The sequence below is a fragment of the Massilia sp. Root133 genome (assembly GCF_001426525.1).
In the GTDB taxonomy this organism is placed as follows: Bacteria; Pseudomonadota; Gammaproteobacteria; order Burkholderiales; family Burkholderiaceae_D; genus Telluria; species Telluria orientalis.
Map to the genome: position 1 here is coordinate 1 of NZ_LMEW01000024.1, position 18,747 is coordinate 18,747.

General features: G+C 67.5%; 18 protein-coding genes and 1 riboswitch. Of the genes, 3 read left to right on the forward strand and 15 right to left on the reverse strand.

The window, feature by feature from the left end:
* Positions 1-269 precede the first annotated feature (269 nt).
* The 3 genes from ASD28_RS17820 (at position 270) to ASD28_RS17830 (ending at position 4,804) form a co-directional block, all read left to right on the forward strand.
* Entirely contained in the window at positions 270-1,409 is a 1,140-nt protein-coding gene (locus tag ASD28_RS17820) for an AraC family transcriptional regulator (RefSeq protein ID WP_160410941.1), read from the forward strand.
* A gap of 102 nt (positions 1,410-1,511) precedes the next feature.
* Positions 1,512-3,554 carry a beta-galactosidase gene (locus ASD28_RS17825; protein WP_056130951.1) on the forward strand — a complete coding sequence of 681 codons (2,043 nt, stop codon included), beginning with the start codon at positions 1,512-1,514 and terminating at the stop codon, positions 3,552-3,554.
* Between the two features lie 26 nt (positions 3,555-3,580).
* Positions 3,581-4,804 (forward strand): glycoside hydrolase family 5 protein, encoded by a 1,224-nt coding sequence (locus ASD28_RS17830; protein WP_200948983.1) that lies wholly within the window; start codon positions 3,581-3,583, stop codon positions 4,802-4,804.
* 3 nt (positions 4,805-4,807) lie between these two features.
* Here the strand turns inward: ASD28_RS17830 and ASD28_RS17835 are convergent, their stop codons facing one another.
* The 15 genes from ASD28_RS17835 to ASD28_RS32845 form a co-directional block, all read right to left on the reverse strand.
* A complete protein-coding gene (locus ASD28_RS17835) occupies positions 4,808-5,209 on the reverse strand; it encodes a DUF2061 domain-containing protein (RefSeq protein ID WP_056130954.1) in 402 nt (133 codons plus the stop codon).
* A 176-nt stretch (positions 5,210-5,385) separates the two neighbouring features.
* Complete coding sequence (locus tag ASD28_RS17840; protein ID WP_056130958.1) at positions 5,386-6,843, reverse strand: cobyric acid synthase; 1,458 nt, start codon at positions 6,841-6,843, stop codon at positions 5,386-5,388.
* Complete coding sequence (locus tag ASD28_RS17845) at positions 6,840-7,721, reverse strand: cobalamin-binding protein (protein ID WP_056130961.1); 882 nt, start codon at positions 7,719-7,721, stop codon at positions 6,840-6,842. The genes ASD28_RS17840 and ASD28_RS17845 overlap by 4 nt, the downstream gene beginning before the upstream one ends.
* Positions 7,718-8,710, reverse strand: coding sequence for a threonine-phosphate decarboxylase CobD (gene cobD, locus ASD28_RS17850; protein WP_056130964.1), 993 nt, complete (start codon positions 8,708-8,710; stop codon positions 7,718-7,720). Before cobD ends, ASD28_RS17845 begins: the two co-directional genes overlap by 4 nt.
* On the reverse strand, positions 8,703-9,644 hold the full coding sequence (gene cbiB / locus ASD28_RS17855; protein ID WP_056130967.1) for an adenosylcobinamide-phosphate synthase CbiB: 942 nt from the start codon (positions 9,642-9,644) through the stop codon (positions 8,703-8,705). The genes cobD and cbiB overlap by 8 nt, the downstream gene beginning before the upstream one ends.
* Positions 9,638-10,198 carry a bifunctional adenosylcobinamide kinase/adenosylcobinamide-phosphate guanylyltransferase gene (gene cobU / locus ASD28_RS17860; RefSeq protein ID WP_056130970.1) on the reverse strand — a complete coding sequence of 187 codons (561 nt, stop codon included), beginning with the start codon at positions 10,196-10,198 and terminating at the stop codon, positions 9,638-9,640. Before cobU ends, cbiB begins: the two co-directional genes overlap by 7 nt.
* On the reverse strand, positions 10,195-11,493 hold the full coding sequence (locus tag ASD28_RS17865; protein WP_056130979.1) for a cobyrinate a,c-diamide synthase: 1,299 nt from the start codon (positions 11,491-11,493) through the stop codon (positions 10,195-10,197). The genes cobU and ASD28_RS17865 overlap by 4 nt, the downstream gene beginning before the upstream one ends.
* Positions 11,493-12,119: a cob(I)yrinic acid a,c-diamide adenosyltransferase gene (gene cobO / locus ASD28_RS17870; RefSeq protein ID WP_056130981.1), complete on the reverse strand. Its 627-nt coding sequence runs from the start codon at positions 12,117-12,119 to the stop codon at positions 11,493-11,495. The genes ASD28_RS17865 and cobO overlap by 1 nt, the downstream gene beginning before the upstream one ends.
* Positions 12,112-12,891 (reverse strand): ABC transporter ATP-binding protein, encoded by a 780-nt coding sequence (locus ASD28_RS17875; RefSeq protein ID WP_056130985.1) that lies wholly within the window; start codon positions 12,889-12,891, stop codon positions 12,112-12,114. The genes cobO and ASD28_RS17875 overlap by 8 nt, the downstream gene beginning before the upstream one ends.
* On the reverse strand, positions 12,888-13,910 hold the full coding sequence (locus ASD28_RS17880; protein WP_056130987.1) for an iron ABC transporter permease: 1,023 nt from the start codon (positions 13,908-13,910) through the stop codon (positions 12,888-12,890). The genes ASD28_RS17875 and ASD28_RS17880 overlap by 4 nt, the downstream gene beginning before the upstream one ends.
* 32 nt (positions 13,911-13,942) lie before the next feature.
* Entirely contained in the window at positions 13,943-15,787 is a 1,845-nt protein-coding gene (locus ASD28_RS17885) for a TonB-dependent receptor domain-containing protein (protein ID WP_056130990.1), read from the reverse strand.
* Between the two features lie 59 nt (positions 15,788-15,846).
* Positions 15,847-16,081, reverse strand: a riboswitch (cobalamin riboswitch).
* The gene (cobC, locus tag ASD28_RS17890; RefSeq protein WP_056130992.1) at positions 16,076-16,603 is read right to left on the reverse strand and encodes an alpha-ribazole phosphatase family protein; all 528 of its coding nucleotides are present in this window, start codon (positions 16,601-16,603) and stop codon (positions 16,076-16,078) included. Its footprint overlaps the riboswitch before it by 6 nt.
* On the reverse strand, positions 16,600-17,382 hold the full coding sequence (locus tag ASD28_RS17895; protein ID WP_056130995.1) for an adenosylcobinamide-GDP ribazoletransferase: 783 nt from the start codon (positions 17,380-17,382) through the stop codon (positions 16,600-16,602). The genes cobC and ASD28_RS17895 overlap by 4 nt, the downstream gene beginning before the upstream one ends.
* Positions 17,382-18,407, reverse strand: a complete 1,026-nt coding sequence (gene cobT, locus ASD28_RS17900; protein ID WP_056130998.1) for a nicotinate-nucleotide--dimethylbenzimidazole phosphoribosyltransferase — start codon at positions 18,405-18,407, stop codon at positions 17,382-17,384. Before cobT ends, ASD28_RS17895 begins: the two co-directional genes overlap by 1 nt.
* Positions 18,408-18,549: 142 nt before the next feature.
* Positions 18,550-18,747: hypothetical protein (locus tag ASD28_RS32845; RefSeq protein ID WP_229412403.1), on the reverse strand; the 198-nt coding region annotated here is incomplete at its 5' end.

The following is an 18,747-nucleotide window of genomic DNA, read 5'->3' on the forward strand; positions in this document are numbered from 1 at the left end:
ATAGTGCTGCAACCAGTGTGAAAGTAGGTTATCGTCAGGCTAGTTATTAGAAAAGCCCGCTCAGTATGCACTGAGCGGGCTTTTTGCTTTTCAGCGCCATCTGCCGCCAATAGCAAAATTGCCCTGAAAACGAAAATTTTTGCATCGTCATATAAAAAACTGCAGCCCTGTTACGCTTTCATGCGCCGGCGGCGCTAAGCTTTCCTGACGAGACACCCGATGTAGGCAAGATGCAAAATTTCTATAAAAAAGCGCTTTATGCGCTCCTTTTGTTGCTGCTCGCGGACGCGTTGATCGCCTGCCTGTGCGTGTACCAAAGTTATCCATCCGCCGCGCTGATGCCGCCGGGCGGCGGGGGCTTGTACTGGCGCCCCGTCACGAAGACGGACGCGCCAGAGGGCGGTACCTCGACGATACGTGTCATCGAGACCGCCCAGCGATCGCTGCGTTTCGACTTCCGGCTCACGCGGGCGACGACGTATCCATTCGTCTCGGCAGACATGTTGTTCGAGGACGGCGAAGGCAATGCCGTGCCGGTGGATTTGTCGAGATTCGACACCATCACGTTCACGGCCAAATGCAATCCAATGAACGCCCTCATATTCGCCTTGCCGACATTCGACGCGACCATCTCGAAGCCGGGCGACTACCTGACCTACCCGTCGCCGCTCACGTTTTTCTCCTGCAATGAGAAGGGTACGCCCGTATCGCTGGACTTGACGCGGCTGACCATTCCGCAGTGGTGGTACGACAGGATGCATCTCGACCTGTCGCATCAGTCTTATCAACTGAACCAGGTGGCGAAATTCGTCTTCGGTGTCAGCCAGCAGACCCCACGCGACCGCGACAGCCGCGTGGAGATCAGTCGCGTGACGTTACATGGCCGCGATTATCGATATCTCGTCGCCCTGGCGATCATCCTCGTGAGCAGCTGGTGCGCGTTCGCGTTCTGGTTTTTCCGGGCCCACTCGCGCGAACTGTCTGCCAGCCTGGACACCAAGCTCAGGAAGGACTTGCCACTCGTCGCCTATCGACAGCTGACACTCGAACCGTTCAAGGACAAGGAAAAGGCGGCCGTCCTGCGTTTCATCGCGACGAATTATACGAATCCCGACCTGGACCTGGACAGCGTCGTCGCGGGAACCGGTGCCAACCGCAACAAGGTCAATGAAGTGCTGAAGGGGGAACTCGGCATGACGTTCACGGCGTATCTGAAAAAACTTCGGCTGACGGAATCGGCCCGGCTGCTCACCGAGGCGCCCGCCGTGACCGTGGCCGAGGTCGCCTATTCCGTCGGCTACGCCAACGTCTCATATTTCAACAAGCTGTTCAAGGAAGAATACGGCTGCACGCCCAAGGTCTTCAAGACCGTGGCGAGCACCGCGCAGCAGGAGCAGCACGACTCATAACAAATCCTGCATTTTTTGCCAAATCTTCTGCATTGTCGTTAATGAGACGGCGCCGTGCACCCTTATTCTTTTGTGGTCGAGAAACTTTCAAAAGATCCAAAAATGAAACTCATCGCAAAGATCGCCTTCGCCCTGGCCACGCTGGCCGGGCCTGCCTCGCTCCCGCTCGCCGCCCCCGCGGGCTGGCCCGGCCCGGGACAACTGTTCGTCGGGACGTGCTACCAGCCTGTCGACCGCACACCCGACCAGATCCAGCGGGACATCGCCCTGATGAAGAAGGCCGGGTTCAACGTCGTCCGGATGGGCGACCTGTCCTGGGATTACTTCGAACCCGAAGACGGCAAGTTCAAGTTCGAGGAATTCGACCGCATCGTCGACGCCATGCAGGCGAACGGCATCAAGGTGATCGTGGATATTCCCGGCACGCCGGCGCCCCTGTGGCTGCACCACAAATACCCCGGCGTGAACCTCGTGAATGCGCAGGGCGCGACCGTGCAGCCGGCCGAGCGCTACATGCTCGACATCAGCGACCCGGATTACCGCCGTCACGCCGTCCGTCTGGCCGAGAAGCTGACGCAGCGCTACGGCAAACATCCGGCCGTGATCGCGATCGGGTTCGACAACGAGATCGGCAACACGTTCATGTCGTATTCGAAGGCCGACCGGACCCGGTTCGTCGCCTGGCTCAAACGCAAATACGGTACGCTGGATGCACTGAACCAGGCATGGGCGACCCAGCGCTGGTCGCGCCACCTGTCGTCGTGGGACGAAGTGGAACTGCCGTATGCGGACGGTCCCGGCCCGGCCGAGCGCAACCTCGACCTGCGCCGCTTCTGGTCCGACAACACGATCGCCGTGCTGAAGGACCTCGAAGCCGTGCGCGTGAAGTATGGGCCGGACAAGCCGGCGATTTCGAACCTGTGGGACAGCGCCGGGCGCAAGGGCTTCGATTATCTGTCGACGTATCGCCAGTACGCGCATTACGGCGCGATGGGCTTTTATCCGGGCGAGCCGGTGGGGTCCGGCTTTGAAGCATTGATGATGAAGGCCGGCCTGGACACGCCCATCTGGTTCAACGAGTTCACGGCGGGCGGCGGCGGCTACTACGGAACCAAAGGGCGCTCGCGCATGTGGGCTCATTTCGGCCTGCTGCTCGGCGCCCAGTCGGTGATGGCATGGACGTACAATTCCCACCTCGGCGGCGAGGAGCAGGCGTTGATGGGCCTCCTCGACCACGACAGCAAGCCGTCGTGGAAGCTGTGGGAATTCGGCACGATCGCCCGCGAGTTCAAGACGCTGCAGACGCTAGGCTTCCCGCGCCACACCGAACCGCAGGTCGCATTCGCATATTCCTTCGACAGCCGCAACGCCTCGACGCCGCCGGGGCCGTCGAACACGATGCGCCAGTACTTCACGATCCCGTACATGGACCAGATCCATAACGCGTTCGCGCCCATCTTCAACGACAACATCGACACCGCCGTCATCCACGTGGGCCATGACGACCTGCGGCGCTACAAGATGGTCGTGGTGGCGGCCGACGTCTTGATGGACAAGGCGAGTGCGGACGCGCTGCGCCGCTACGTGCAGGACGGCGGTACCGTCGTGATGACGGCGTTCTCCGCGAAGGTCAGCGAGACCGGTCAATGGTTCGACACCCCGCTGCCGGGCCGCCTCAGCGACGTGTTCGGCCTGCGCACCAGCGAATACTACAACGCCGACGCGCCGCTCGACGTCGGCTTCGACGGCAAGACAGTGACGACGACGACGAAGTTCTACGAAGTGCTGGAGCCGTCCACTGCGAAGGTCGTCGCGCGCCTGACCAACGTGCCGGATGCGCCGCCCGCGATCACCGAAAACCGCTACGGCAAGGGCAGGGCGATCTACGTCGCCACGGCCGCGCAGCGCCCCGTCATGCAGGCGTTGTACCGCAGCCTGTACGGCGAACTAGGCATCAAGCGGGGCCCCGCGACACCGGAAGGCGTCTATGCCCGCGAGGTCGATGGCCGCACGCTGTACGTCAACACGACGACCCAACCGCAGGACGTGAAGTTCGACGGTACTGCCACCGGCGTGCTCGGTGGCCGCGCGTGGAGCGGCACGCTGCGGCTCGAGCCCTTCGGCGCGGAGCTGCTGCGCAAATAAGCGCCAACCGTGTTCTGGAAGACGGAATGAATCGTTTCATGAAGAAGATCGGTCTTGCCTGCGCCGCGCTGCTGGTGCTGGGATTGGCGCTCGCCGCGCTGCGCGCCCGGACGCCGGCGCCGGTACCGGTACACCACCCCAGCTACAATCCGAACCCGCTGCCCGCCGACATGTCGGGCATGCGCGACGACGCGGTGCACATGGCGGGCAGGATGCGCCTGGGCTGGAACGTCGGGAATACGATGGAAGCCATCGGCGGCGAGACCAACTGGGGCAATCCGCTCGTCAGCGATCGCCTGATCCGGCTGGTCAAGCAGGGCGGCTTCGATGCCATCCGCCTGCCCGTGGCGTGGGACCAGTATGCCGACCCGAAGACGGGCAAGATCAGCGACACCTGGCTGGCCCGTGTGAAGCAGGTGGTGCAGTACTGCGTCGACAACGACATGGTCGTGCTGGTGAACATCCACTGGGACGGCGGCTGGCTCCAGGAGAACTTCACGGCCGACAGGCAGGCCGCCGTCAACGCGAAACAGAAGGCGTACTGGGAACAGATCGCCACGCTGCTGCGCGACTTCGATGGCCACGTGCTCTTCGCCAGCGCCAACGAACCGGACGTCAAGGACGCCGGCCAGATGGCCATCCTGGCGTCGTACCATCAGACCTTCGTCGATGCCGTGCGCTCGACCGGCGGCCGCAACGCCTACCGCGTGCTGGTGGTCCAGGGGCCGAGCACCGACATCGAGAAGACCAACAAGCTGATGACGGCCATGCCGACCGATACCGTCCCCGGCCGCCTGATGGCGGAAGTCCACTTCTATACCCCGTTCAACTTCGCCCTGATGACGAAGGACGAGGCGTGGGGCAAGCAAGCCTATTACTGGGGCGCGGCGTATCACTCCAGGACCGACACCGCCCGCAACGCGACCGCGGGCGAGGAGGCACTGGTCGACGACCTGTTCGGCCGCATGAAAGCGCAGTTCGTGGACAAGGGCATCCCCGTCCTCCTCGGCGAATTCGGCGCGATCCGCCGCTCGCAACTGACGGGCGACGATCTCAAGCTGCACCTCGCCAGCCGCGCCTACTATCACAAGTACGTCGTCAAGACCGCCCTGAAGAACGGCATGATCCCGTTTTACTGGGACACGGGCGATCTCGGTCCGAACAGCTTCGGCCTGTTCGACCGGAAGAACGGCACGGTCTTCGACCGGCAGACGCTCGATGCGATGCGCGAGGGCGCGTCCGGGGAGTGATGGTCAAGTCGGGGACGTACTGACGCCGCGGCCGATCGCGTTGTCCCACAACCGGTCGTGCAGCGGCATCAGGATCACGTTGCAGACCGGTTCGAGCAGCGCCGCCATGCCGCCGAAGGCCACCGACCCGGTGGCGAGATACAGCACGAGGAAGGCGATGACGGCGTGCATCACGGCCTGGCTGATCTTCTCGAGGCTGGCCAGCAGGTAGCGGCGCCGCCCGCTGGCCGCATGCACCCCGCGGGCCCACGCCCGTTCGTGGAACGGCAGCAGCAGCACGTTCAGCACGGGTTCGACCACCACGGCGAGTCCGCCGAGCGCGATCGACCCCGTGAACGCATAGGCGATCGCGAAACCGATCGCCATGTGCGTGATGACCTGACTGCCTTTGCGTGCCGCTGCCATGAGATTCTCCTTTATCGTCCAGCTCGCTCAAATGATATCGATTCTCATTTGAGTGGGCCAATCGGATGATTTGAAGCCGGCGATAGGCTGGCTTTATCGACCACCGAGGAGCGCCCCCGTGACGGACCTGCCGCCCGGCCTGCAGATTTACCCGATGTCGGCGCTGGGCACGGCGGCTAGGCGAGCGCCAGCAGCCGGTCGAGGAGCGGCGCCGCCGCATCCGCGATCCGGTCCAGGCTCGCCTCCCGTAGCGCCGCCGTGTCGACGACATGCGCGCTGTGCAACCCCGCCCAGCGCAGCAGCGCCGTGCACGCATCGGCATGGTCGAACAGCCCGTGCAGATAGGTACCCAGCACCTGGCCATCGTCCGAGCAGGCACCTTCCGGGCGGCCGTCGATCTCGAACGCGGGCCGGGACAACGCATCGCCCGTCGACACGCCCATGTGGATCTCGTAGCCGGTAACCGCCGCCTCCAGCGCATCGGGCGCGAACACGCAGCGGCCGGTCACCTGCGCGAGGCGCTTCTGGCGCGTCAGCGTCGTGCCCAGGCCCAGCAGGCCGAGCCCCCTGGAGTGGCCGGCCGCGCCTTCCACGCCGTGCGGGTCGTCGACGCAGGCTCCCAGCATCTGGAAGCCGCCGCAGATGCCGATCACCTTGCCGCCGTAGCGCAGGTGACGGCGGATGCGCTCCGGCCAGCCCTGCGCGTGCAGCCAGGCGAGGTCGCCGCGCGTGTTCTTGCTGCCGGGGAGGATGATGAGGTCCGCGTCCGGCACCGGCTCGCCTTCGCGCACGAAGCGCAGGTCGACGTCGGGATGGACGCGCAGCGCATCGAAATCCGTGTGGTTGCTCATGCGCGGATAGCTGGGCACGACCACGCGGAACGCGCCGGTCCCGGGCGTCACGGCCTGCACGGCATCTTCCGCATCGAGATACAGCCCGTGCAGATAGGGCAGCACGGCCAGCACCGGCTTGCCCGTCTGTTCTTCCAGCCAGTCCAGGCCCGGTTCGAGCAGCCTGATGTCGCCGCGGAAGCGGTTGATGACGAAGCCCTTGATGCGCGCGCGTTCGCTGTCCGACAGGCAGGCCAGCGTGCCGACGATGTGGGCGAACACACCGCCGCGGTCGATGTCGGCGACGAGGATCACCGGGCAGTCGACCGCCTCCGCGAACCCCATATTGGCGATGTCGCGGTCGCGCAGGTTGATCTCGGCCGGGCTGCCGGCGCCTTCCACGATCACGGCGTCGTATTGCGCGCGCAGCCGCGCATGCGATTCCAGCACGGCCTGCATCGCCACCGTCTTGTACTGGTGGTAGTCGCGCGCATTCATCTCGGCGCGCACGCGGCCGTGGATGACGACTTGCGCGCCCGTGTCGCTCGACGGTTTGAGCAGCACCGGGTTCATGTCCGTGTGCGGTTCGAGTCCCGCGGCGACGGCCTGCAGCGCCTGGGCGCGGCCGATCTCGCCGCCGTCGCTCGTGACGGCGCTGTTCAGGGCCATGTTCTGCGGCTTGAACGGCGCCACGCGCACGCCGCGGCGCACCAGCAGCCGGCACAGCGCGGCGACGAGCGTGCTCTTGCCCGCGTCCGACGTCGTGCCCTGCACCATCAGGGTGGAGTAAGGGAAGCGGTTCATTTGCCGCGATGGCTGCGCGCCAGTTCGAGCTTCTCGCACAGCTGCGCGGCACCGGCGATCATGCGAGGGCCGGAGCGGTTGAGCAGGTTGCCGTCGATGGTGAACAGGTTGTTGTTGCGGACGGCGGTGAGTGTCCCGTAGGGCTTCCACAGGCTCACGCCGCCGTAGTTCTTTTCCGCGGTGGCGAAGATCGCTTCCGGATTCTCCTGCAGCACGGCTTCGACCGACACGACGGGCGCCGTCACGGGCAGCTTGTCGAAGATGTTCTCGCCGCCGCACAGGCGCAGCGCGTCGCTGACGATGTGGCGGCCGTTCAGCGTGTACAGCGGCTTGTCCCACACCTGGTAAAAACTGCGTACGACGGGGCGCTTCGCATAACGGGCGCGCAGGTCGGCGATCCTGCCGCGCAGGCTAGCTGCCGCGGGGCCGGCGACGGCGTCGGTGCCCATCAGCTGGCCGAGCTTCTGCACGTTGTCCGCGATGTCTTCCAGCTTCTGCGGCTCGCTGTGGAACATCGGGATGCCGAGCTTCTGCACCATCTCGATCTGGCGTTCGGAACTGCCGTGGCGCCAGACGACGACCAGGTCGGGCTTCAGCGCCATGATGCGTTCCAGGTCGACTTCGCGGTTCGAGCCGATCTGCTGGATCTTCTTCGCTTCCTCGGGAAAGTCGCTGTACGAGACGACGCCCACGACATGGTTGCCGCCGCCCGCCGCGAACAGCAGCTCGGTGACGTGCGGCGCCAGCGAGATCACGCGCTGGGCCGGCTTCGCGACGGTGACGGTGGCGCCGGCGTCGTCCTTGACGCTGATGGCGGCCTGCGCCTGCAGGCTGGCCGCGCACAGGAGCGCGGCGGCGGTGATGATCGGTCGTTTCATGTGTCGTTCCATTCCCGGAGTGCTTGTTCGATGCGCCGCCATGCGGATTCGTTCCCCGGCAGGCCGACGCGGATGCCGCGTGCCGCGCCGGGGAACAGCCGCAGCCAGATCGCGCGGCGCGCCATGTGTTCATGAAAGGCCTCGGCGCGCGGCTCTGCCCACCAGTGGAACAGCGGGGTGCCGTGCGTGTCGATGCCATGGTTCGCCAGCAGCGCGTGCATGCGCGCGCCGTCGCGCGCGAGGCGCGTTTGCGTGGCCTGTTGCCAGCCGTGGTCGCGCAGCGCGGCGATCGCGATCTCCTGTGCCGGGCCGCTGACGGCCCATGGCCCGAGCAGGTCGTCCAGCGCCGTCAGCAGGGGAGTGTCCGCGCCGACGAAACCGAGCCGCAAGCCGGCCAGGCCGAAGAATTTGCCGACGGAGCGCAGCACGATGAGACCGGGCCGGCCGGCGTGGGCCACCACGCTGAGCGCGCGCGCCGTGTCGCCGAACGCCTCGTCCACGACGAGCCAGCCGCCGCGCGCCGCGAGCCGTTCGGCCCACGCCAGCAATCGGTCCGGCGCCACCGTCGCCCCGGTCGGATTGTTCGGGTTGACGACGACGACCACGTCGCTGCCGTCCACCGCATCGTCGAGCGCATCGTACGCCACCTGATGCATGACGTGGCCGTGGCGGCCCCAGTGGTGCGCGTGTTCCGCATACGACGGCGCGGACATCGTCACGCGCGCCGGCCCGGCAAGTTCTGCCCGTAGACGCGGCAGGGCCTGGATCGCCGCCTGCGTGCCCGCGACCGGCAGCAACTGCGGTGCGCCGTAGTACGCGCATGCGGCACGCAGGAGCTCCGGATCCCGTTCGGGCAGGCGGTGCCACGCGTCCGGCGTCGGCGCCGGCGCCGGATAGCCGTGCGGATTGATGCCGGTGGAGAGGTCGATCCAGTCCGTGCCGCCGTAGCGTTGCTGCGCCGCGCGCAGGTTGCCGCCGTGTTCAAGCATGGATCGCTCCATCCAATACGAACAGCGCGCCGCCGGCCACGACGGCCCACAGCAGCGTGGTGCGCCACACGAGGCGCCAGGCGCGCAGGATGTCGTCCGCGCACGCGTCGGGACCGGTGCCGAGCGGGGGACGCTGTTCCGTCACGCCGTCGTACACGGCCGCGCCGCCGAGCTGCACGCCCAGCGCGCCGGCGCCGCTGGCCATCACGGAGCCCGCGTTCGGGCTGCTCCACGCGGGCGCTTGCGCGCGCCAGCAGCGCCAGGCGCGCAGCCGGCCCCGTTCCGCCAGCAGCACGTACGACAGGGCGGTCAGGCGCGCAGGGACGTAGTTCAGCACATCGTCGATGCGTGCGGCCACGCGGCCGAACAGGTTGAAGCGCGCATTGCGGTAGCCCCACATGGCATCCAGCGTGTTCGCGAGGCGGAACAGCACGACACCGGCGCCGCCGCCGACGAGGAACCAGAACAGCGTGCCGAACACCGCGTCGTTGCCGTTTTCGAGCAGCGATTCGGCGCCGGCCTTGGCGAGGTCCGATTCGCCGGCTTGCTCCGTGTCGCGGCTGACGATGCGCGACGTCAGGCCGCGCGCCGCATCGAGATCGCCGCGCACGAGCGCCGCATGGATCGGCAACGTATGGTCGCGCAGGCTGCGCAGGCCGATGCCCAGGTACAGCAGCACGGCATGGACGGCCGCGCCGGCGTACGCGCACGCGAGCCACGCAAGCAGCGACAACGGCAGTACGGCGAGCATCCACGCGAGCAGGCCGCGTGCGATGCGCGAGCGCCCTCCGTTGAGCCGGCGTTCCAGTGCGGACGCCAGCCGGCCGAAGCCGACGAGCGGATGCCAGCGCCGCGCTTCGCCCAGCAACAGGTCCAGCACGATGCCGGCGACGAGCGCCAGCGCAAGCGTCGTGGGCGCCAGCCCGCTCAGCATGGTGCGCCCTTCAGCACGAGCGGCAGGCCGGCCGCGACGAACAGCACGCGGTCGCAGCGCGCCGCGACGTCCTGGTTCAGGCGGCCCGCTTCGTCCACGAAGGCGCGCGACACTGCGCCGTAGGGCACGATGCCCATGCCGGTTTCGTTCGATACGAAGACGACGTCGCCGGCGGGCTTGGCATCCAGCCAGTCGAGCAGCGCGGCACGTTCATCGACGAACAGCGGCGGCAGGTCGATGGGGCCGACCTCGGGAAATTCCCGCTGCGTGGAGAACATCAGGTTCGTGAGCCACAACGTCAGGCAGTCGACGAGCACGATGCGGCCGGGGGCACACAACGTCCGCAACGTGGCCGCCAGCGCCGTCGCTTCCTCCACCGTTGTCCACCCGGCCGGCCGGCGCGCGCGATGATGCTCGATCCGCGCCGACATCTCGGCATCGCCCGCATACGACGTCGCGACATACACGACGTCCTTGCCGGACGCGCGCGCGAGCCGTTCGGCCAGCCCGCTCTTGCCGGACCGGGCGCCGCCGAGGACGAGGGTGCGGCTCATTCCAGCTCTCCCTGCAGCAGGCTCGCGACGGCGGCCGGGTTGGAGGCGAAGAACGCGTGGAAGTACGACGCCGTCAGCGACCCGACGCGGTAGACGGCCTCGCCCTGCGCACCGGACGGATGCTTGACCGTCCACGCGACGGGGGCGAGTGGCGTCTCCAGGCGCGAATAGTGGAAGGTGTGGCCGCGCATCTGCCCGGCGTTCGTCGCGAGGCCCTGCGATCCCAGTCCCGCGAGGCGTTGCTGCATCAGCACGCGGCCGGGCAGCAGACCGGCCATCGGCCAGTCGCGGCCTTCCTTGTCCGCGAGCGATTCGGCCAGCACCATCATGCCGCCGCATTCCGCGAGGATAGTCAGCCCCGCCGCATGCGCCGCGCGGATCGATGCTTGCCAGCGCCCGGCCCGCGCCAGTGCTTCGCCGTGCAGTTCCGGGTAGCCGCCCGGCAGGTAGACGGCGTCGGCATCCTCGGGCACCGGCTCGTCCGCGAGCGGCGAGAACCACGTGATGCGCGCGCCCAGCGCTTCCAGCGTGTCGACATTGGCCGGGTACAGGAAGCAGAACGCGGCGTCGCGCGCGATCGCCACCGTGAGCCCGGCCAGCAGCGGCGCCACCGGTTCTTCCGGCAAGGCCTCGTCCGGCAGCTGCGGCGCCAGCGCGTTCCATTGCGCCTCGTCCAGCTGCAACTGGTCGGCCAGTTCGTCGAGGATGATGTCGATGTCGGCGACTTCGCCCGGCACGACGAGGCCGAGATGGCGTTCCGGCAGCCGGCGCGCCTGCTTCGGCAAGGTCGCGAGCAGCGGGATGTCGCGCAGCGACGCCGCCACCATGCGTGCATGTCCCTCGCTGGCGACGCGGTTGGCGACGACGCCGGCCATGCGCACGGGCCCGTAGTCGCGCAGGCCCAGCACGACGGCGCCGGCCGTCTGCGCCATCGCCGACGCATCGATCACGGCCAGCACGGGCAGGTCGAATGCGCGCGCGAGGTCGGCGGCGGACGGATCGCCGTCGTACAGGCCCATCACGCCCTCGACCAGCACGACGTCCGCGTCGCGCGCCGCGCGGGCCAGGCGCTGGCGGCTCTGCTCCAGCCCGACCATCCACAGGTCGAGCGTATGCACCTTCGCGCGGCTCGCGTGCTCGAGGACCATCGGGTCGATGAAGTCCGGCCCGCATTTGAAGACGTGCACGCGCTGGCCCATGCCGCGCAGGCGGCGCGCCAGCGCGGCCGTCACCGTCGTCTTGCCCTGGCCGGACGCGATGGCCGCGACCAGCAGCATGCGGGCGCCGGAGGCCATCACCACTCCGTCCCCGCCTGCGCCGCGATGCCCGCCTTGAAGGCGTGCTTGACGACGTTCATTTCGGTCACGGTGTCCGCGACGGCGATCAGTTCCGGCGGCGCCGCGCGGCCCGTCACGACGACGTGCTGCATGTCCGGGCGGTCGAGCAGGTCGGCGATCACCGTGTGCACGTCCAGGTAGCGATATTTCAGCGCGATGTTCAGTTCGTCCAGCACGACGAGGCCGTAGGCGGGATCGGCCAGGAAGCGGCGCGCCTGTTCCCAGGCTTCTTCGGCCTTGGCGATGTCGCGCTCGCGGTTCTGCGTCTCCCACGTATAGCCTTCGCCCATCGCGTGGAAACCGACGTCGTCGGGGAAGCGGCGCAGGAACATCTCTTCGCCGGTGGACATCGCGCCCTTGATGAACTGGACGACGCCCACCTTCATGCCGTGGCCCAGCGCGCGCGCGACCATGCCGAACGCGCTTGAGCTCTTGCCCTTGCCGTTGCCGGTGTTGACGATGATGATGCCGATCTTCTTGTCGGCCGCGGCGATCTTGGCGTCGATGATCGCCTTCTTGCGTTCCATGCGCGCGCGGTGGCGCTCGTTCAGTTCCGCGGTTTGTTCAAGGGTCATTTCAGTCATGAGGGGCCTCCAGGGGAATGAAAATACGGCGGCCCTTGTTCTCGATCGCATCGATCGGGTGGCCGAGATAGCTGCTCAGCAGCGGTGCCTGCAGCGCGTCGTCGACGGTGCCGGCGTGCCAGCGGCCGTCGCCCATCAGCAGCAGGGCGTGGGTGGAGATACTGTGTGCCAGATTCAGGTCGTGGCCGATCATCACGATGGTCTTGCCGCTCTGCCGGCACAGGCGCGACAGCAGCGACATCGTGCGCACCTGGTGCGCCAGGTCGAGCGCGTTCGCCGGCTCGTCCAGCAGCAGCAGCGGCGTGTCCTGCGCGAGCAGCGCGGCGATGGCCACGCGCTGGCGCTCGCCGCCGGACAACGTACGGACGTCGCGCGTGGCGAGGTGGTCGACTTCCATCGCCACGAGGGCGTTCACGGCCGCGTGATGGTCGTCGCTCTGTTCCCAGTAATGGTTGGCGTGGTAAGGATGGCGCGCGGACAGCACGGTCTCCATCACGCTGTACGCGAATGCGTCGCTGCGCGACTGCGGCAGGTACGCGCGTTCATGTGCCAGCGCTTCCGGCGGCCAGTCGGGCAGCGGGCGGTCGTGCAGCGCGACGGTGCCCGCATCGGGCGCGCGCAGGCCGGCCACGGTGCGCAGCAGGGTGCTCTTGCCGGCGCCGTTGCGGCCGATGATGGACCAGCATTCGCCGGCGCGCACCTCCCAGTCCAGACCGTGCACGAGTACGCGGTCGCCGGCGCGCAATTCCAGTTGTCGGGTCGTGATCGTCATTTGTGCATCCGGTGCAGTTGATACAGGAAGACGGGCGCGCCGATCAGCGCCGTGATGGCGCCGACGGGCAGCTGGGTCGGGGCGACGACCGTGCGCGCGACCGTATCGCACAGCACGAGCAGGCTGCCGCCGCCCAGCACGGCGGCCGGGATGAGCACGCGGTGATCGGGGCCGAACGCAAAGCGGCAGGCGTGCGGCACGATCAGGCCGACGAAGCCGATGGCGCCGGCGCTCGTCACCGCACTCGCCGTCAGCACGGCCGACACGAAGAACAGGCCCTTGCGCACGGCGCCCACGCGCACGCCCAGCGTGGCGGCGGCTTCCGCGTGCAGCGCGAGCATGTTCATCGCACGCGCGTTGCGCAGCGCGTACACGAGCGCCGCGGCCAGCACGATCCAGGGCAGGATGCGCAGCGGCGCGCCGGCCAGGTCGCCGATCATCCAGAACACCATGCTGCGCAGGCGTCCTTCCGGCGCGATCGACAGCATCAGCGTGACGAGCGCCATGCTGGCCGACTGCATGATCGTGCCGGTCAGCAGCAGCATCGACGTGCCGCCTTCCACCGCAACCCCGCTGCGCATGTCGCGCCGCGCGAGCAGATAGAGCAGCAGGGCGATCGTCACGGCGCCGGCCATCGCCGCGCCGTCCACGGTGGCCGCGGCGCACATCATCAGGAGCGCGAACAGCGCGCCGACCGACGCGCCGGCCGAGATGCCGAGCACGTACGGGTCGGCGAGCGGATTGCGCAGCAGCGCCTGCATCATGACGCCGGCCAGCGCGAGCGCACCGCCGGTGACGAAGGCCATCAGCGCGCGGCCGGCGCGCAGCTCGACGAGCGACGCGGCCAGCGATTCGGGCCGGCCGCGCAGCACCTGCGCCACCGCGTCCGGCAGCTCGGCCGGCGCGACCGCAATCGATCCGCTCATGCCCGCGACGAGCAGGCTGGCGGCCGCCACGCACAGCAGCGTGACGATGATCGGAATGGCGCGCTGGCGCAAGGGCGGTGGTACAGGGTGCATGGCTCGTCGGAACATGGTGTTAGCGGACTCCCTCAGTGGCTACCATATTGGATACCCGCGAACCACGTGCGCCCGGAGGTGCCGTAGTTGCGCGCCAGGTCGTAGCGCTTGTCGGCCGCGTTGTCGACGCGGACCAGCAGCGACCAGTCGCGCGTCATGTGCCAGGTAGTGTACAGGTTCAGCAGGCCGTAGCCGCCGAGGCGGTTGGCGTTGGCGGCATCGTCGAAGCGGCGGCCGGAGGCCTGCAGCTCGACACCGGTTTCCACGGCACCCACGGTGTAGTCGGCCGCGACGCTGGCGTGGCGGCGCGCGCGCCGGGCCAGCTGCTTGCCGGTCGTCTCGTCGCGCGGATCCTGCAGGTCGGCGCTGGCGCGCAGGTCCAGGTTGCCGATGCGGGTGTCGGCCGCCAGCGTCAGGCCTTCCAGCAGGGCGTGGTCGACGTTGTAGGCGCAGCTGCCGTTCGGGCGGCCCGGGCACGGCGTGACGGACACGATCATGTCGGTCAGGCGATTGCGGTAGTAGTTCGCCTGCAGGTCGACGCCGGCCACGCGGTACTGCACGCCCACTTCCGCATTGCGGCCCCGTTCCGGCTTGTTCGACGTCAGGCCATAGCCCGGGTAGTACAACTCATTGAACGTGGGGGCGCGGAAGCTCGTGCCGTAGCTCGCCGTGGCGCGCAGGTCCTGCGTCAATTCATAGCCGTAGCCGACGGCGCCCGTTGTCTTGCCGCCGTATTCCGAGTGGTCGTTGCGCGCGCTGACGTCCAGCAGGTGGCTGCCGCGGCGCAGGTCGTACGAGGCCGCGACGGAATTCGTGATGCGCGTGCGGTTGATGTCCGCGATGGCGCTGGACAGGACTTTTTCCTTGCGGTGGCCGGCCAGCACCTGCAGTGTGTCGCCGGCGATGTCGAACGTGTTCTGCCACGTGAACTCGTCCTGGCGCGTGTTCAGCTGGGTGGCGCCGGACGGCGCCGTGCTCGTGAAGCTGCCCAGTTTATCTTCCGAGCGCGCCACCTGGACGCTGCTGCGCCAGTTCGGGAGGAAGCGGTCGTTCAGGAAGACGCTGTAGCTGTCGAGTTCCTGGATGTTGTGGGTGTCGAAGGCCGACTTGCCGCTGTCGTATTGCGCATTCAGGCGGCTCTGCATGAATTGCGCGCCGATCTCGTGCCCTTCGGCCAGGCGCAACGCGATGCGGCCGTTGACGCTGTTGCGCGTGTAGCCGTCATCGTCCGCGTTGTAGCTCGACGAGCCGGGACGCGTGGACGAGAAGCCGTCCGATTCTTCGTGCGCGCCGGAGAGGGCATACGTCACGCCGTGCGTACCGCCCGTCGAGCCGTGCACGCTGGCGTCGTATTGGTTGGTGCCGTAGGTGCCGCCGCCCGCGCTGGCGCTGAACATCGGCGCGCCTTCGCTCTTCTTCGTGAAGATCTGCACGACGCCGCCGATGGCATCCGCGCCGTACACGGAGCTCAGGGGACCGTAGACGATCTCGATATGGTCGATGGCCGACAGCGGGATCGCGTTCCAGGAGGCCGCGCCCGTGGTGGCGGAGCCGATGCGCACGCCGTCGACGAGCACGACGACCTGGTTGCTGTTGGCGCCGCGCAGGAACACGGTGGTGTTGGTGCCGGCGCCGCCGTTGCGCGAGATTTCGATGCCGCGCTGGCGGCGCAGCACGTCGGCGACGGAGCCGGCGCCCGCGCGGGCGATGTCGTCGCTGGAGATGACGACGGTGTCGGCGATGACGTCTTCGGCGCGTTGCGGCGTGCGGTTGGCGGTGACGATGACGGTGTCGGGAATGGGGTCGGCGTGGGCCGATGCGGCGGCAGCGAATGCGAGCGAAAGCGCGGCCGCTTGCCGGGAAACAGGAAAGGACATGACTTTTATTGTGTAGACCAACCGGCCGACGTCCCCGTCAGCCAGGTGAACAGAAGCGCAGGACGCTTCCACCTTTTGGCCGGTATCCGGGCTGGCAAGTATGGCCGTCCGACCTTCCCATGCGGATGCACAGTGGTATGTGGGGACGGTTGCCGCGCACGCGTGAGAGCGCGCAGGCACTTGCTTACCGTTGCGGGGGCAGCACACGTTGGCGCTTGTCTGAAAAGCGCTTCGTGTTTCCCGTTTAACTGCGCCCCAGAGAGGAGCGCGAGCACCAAAACGCCGACATTATACGCCCAGCACGACGAGCTGGCCGTAGCCGATGCGATGCGGCATTCGCGCCGCATCGAGCGCGGCCTGTTCCAGTGGTGCGCCGCCATGCAGCGCCGCCAGCAGGCGGATGGTGCCCGCATGGCAGACGACCACGGCGGACGGCGCGCGCAGATCGGCGACGAAGGCCTGCACGCGGCGGGCCACGTCCAGCACGTTCTCGGCGCCGCCGGGGCGGTAGTGGAGCAGGTCGGCGGCCCAGGCGTCGACGTCGGCGCGCGGGATGTCCGACCACGGGAGCAGTTCCCACGCGCCGAAATCCATCTCGGCCAGGCGCGCGTCGAGCGTGACGCGGCTCGGTGCCAGGCGTTCGGCCAGCATGGCGCAGCGTCGCAATGGGCTTGAGTAGACGGGCAGGTCGCGCGGCAGGGCGAGCCCGGCGTGCACGCGCGCGAGTTCTGCTTCGGTGACCGGCACGTCGCTGGCGCCGTAGCACAGGCCGGCCGCGACGTCCGGTTGCGGATGACGGACCAGGTACAGCGTCATGCGTTCCAGGCGCCGTGGCCCAGCGTGGCCAGCACGGCGACATGGATGAGCGCTTCGGCCAGCTGCTGGACGGCGCCGAGACAGTCGCCCGTGTAGCCGCCGAGACGGCGCACGAACAAGCGGCCGAGCCACAGCGCGGCGAGTGCCGCCGCGATGATCGCGGCCAGCATGGCGGCCGGCGTCATCGCATTCGTGGCCAGCACATACGCCGCCGGCAGCGCGCAGGTGATCGTCGCGATCGCGAATTCGGCCGTCGTCATTTGCTGCGCCAGCGGCTTGGCCTTGCCTTCGCCGCGCACATAGTCCAGCTTCCAGATCAGCGCCGTGGCGGCAAGGCGCGACAACGGATGCGCGACGAACAGCGCGGCCACGGCCACGCGCGGCGGCAGCATCGCCAGCGCGGACAGCTTGGTCGCCAGCATGCACACGATGCCGATCGCGCCGTATGCGCCGACGCGCGAATCCTTCATGATCTCCAGCGCCCGTTCCTTCGTCATGCCGCCACCGAGGCCGTCGCACGTGTCGGCGAAGCCGTCTTCATGGAATGCGCCGGTAATATAGATCGACGCCGCGGTCGACAGCACGGCCGCCACGGGTGCGGGCAGCACGAGCGCGGCCGCGTAATAGACGCCTGCCGCAACCGCCGCGACGACGACGCCGACGAGCGGGAAGTAGCGCGATGCGTGCTGCAGCCACGCGGCCTCGAAGCCGACCCAGGCCGGGATCGGCAGCCGCGTGAAGAACTGCAGCGCGATGAAAAACAGGCGGACTTGATGCATCAGGCGGATTTTTCGCTGACGCTGGCCGACGCGAACGTCGCCATCTCGTTCAGGAAGTTCGCAGCCGCGTGCAGCAGCGGCAGGGCCAGCGCGGCGCCCGTGCCTTCGCCGAGGCGCAGGTTCAGGTGCAGCAGTGGCTCGGCGCCGAGCGCGTCCAGCATGCGGCGGTGACCCGATTCGTCCGAACAGTGCGCGAACACGCAGTAATCCAGGATCGCGGGTTCGATGCGCGCCGCGACGAGCAGGGCGCTCGTGACGATGAAGCCGTCGATCAGCAAGACCTTGCGCAGCGCGGCCGCCTTCAGCATGGCGCCGGCCATCATCGCGATCTCGAAACCGCCGAACGTGGCCAGCACGGCGTGGGGATCGTCGACGCCGGCATGACGCTCGGCCGCCGCTTCGATCACGCGCTGCTTGCGCAGCACGCCGTCCGGTGACAGACCGGTGCCGGCGCCGACGCACTCCGCGGCGGGAATCCCCGTCAGCTTGTGCATCAAGGCTGCCGCCGCCGTCGTATTCCCGATCCCCATCTCGCCGAAGCCGACCACGTTGCCGGGCAGGTCGGCCGCGAGGGCCGCGCCGTGTTCCAGTGCGGTGGCGCATTGCGCCGGCGTCATCGCCGGTTCGAGCGCGAAGTTGCGGGTGCCGTGTGCCACCTTGCGGTCGACGAGGCCGGGGCGTGCGCCGAAATCGTGATTCACGCCCGCATCCACGACGTGCAGGTCGATATTGTTCTGGCGCGCGAACACGTTGATGGCGGCGCCCTGGGCGAGGAAGTTCTCGACCATCTGCCACGTGACGTCCTGCGGGTAGGCAGACACGCCTTCAGCGACGACGCCATGGTCGCCCGCGAACACGAGGATGGCGGGCTGCCGGATCGTGGGCGCGACCGTGTTCTGGATCAGGCCGAGGCGGCTGGCCAGCCGTTCGAGGGCGCCGAGGCTGCCGAGCGGCTTCGTCTTGTTATTGATGGCGGCGGCGAGGGCGGCGGCGAAATCCGGATTGCTGGTGGGGGCGATGCGCATGGGGACTCCATGGGGTGATGAAGCCGGCAAAGATAGCACAGAAGCAACTCGAAAATTCTTACGGTAAGCCCCTTGCATACCCCCGATCCGTTTTGCTATAGTTCGCGTCCTGCTTCGGCGGTGCAAGAAAAGTTCAGCGAAATCAAACAGTTGAGCTAGGTGGTTTGACAACGCCGCTTGCGCTGATGAAAAAGATGAGTTGACGAGTTAAACGAAACACTGCATAATCTCGTTCCTCTGCTGCTGACGAACAAAACGATTCGCAAACGCAGCAAGGCAGTACCGAATACAGTTCTTTAACAATAAACAGTCGATAAGTGTGGGCGTTTGATGAAGTGCC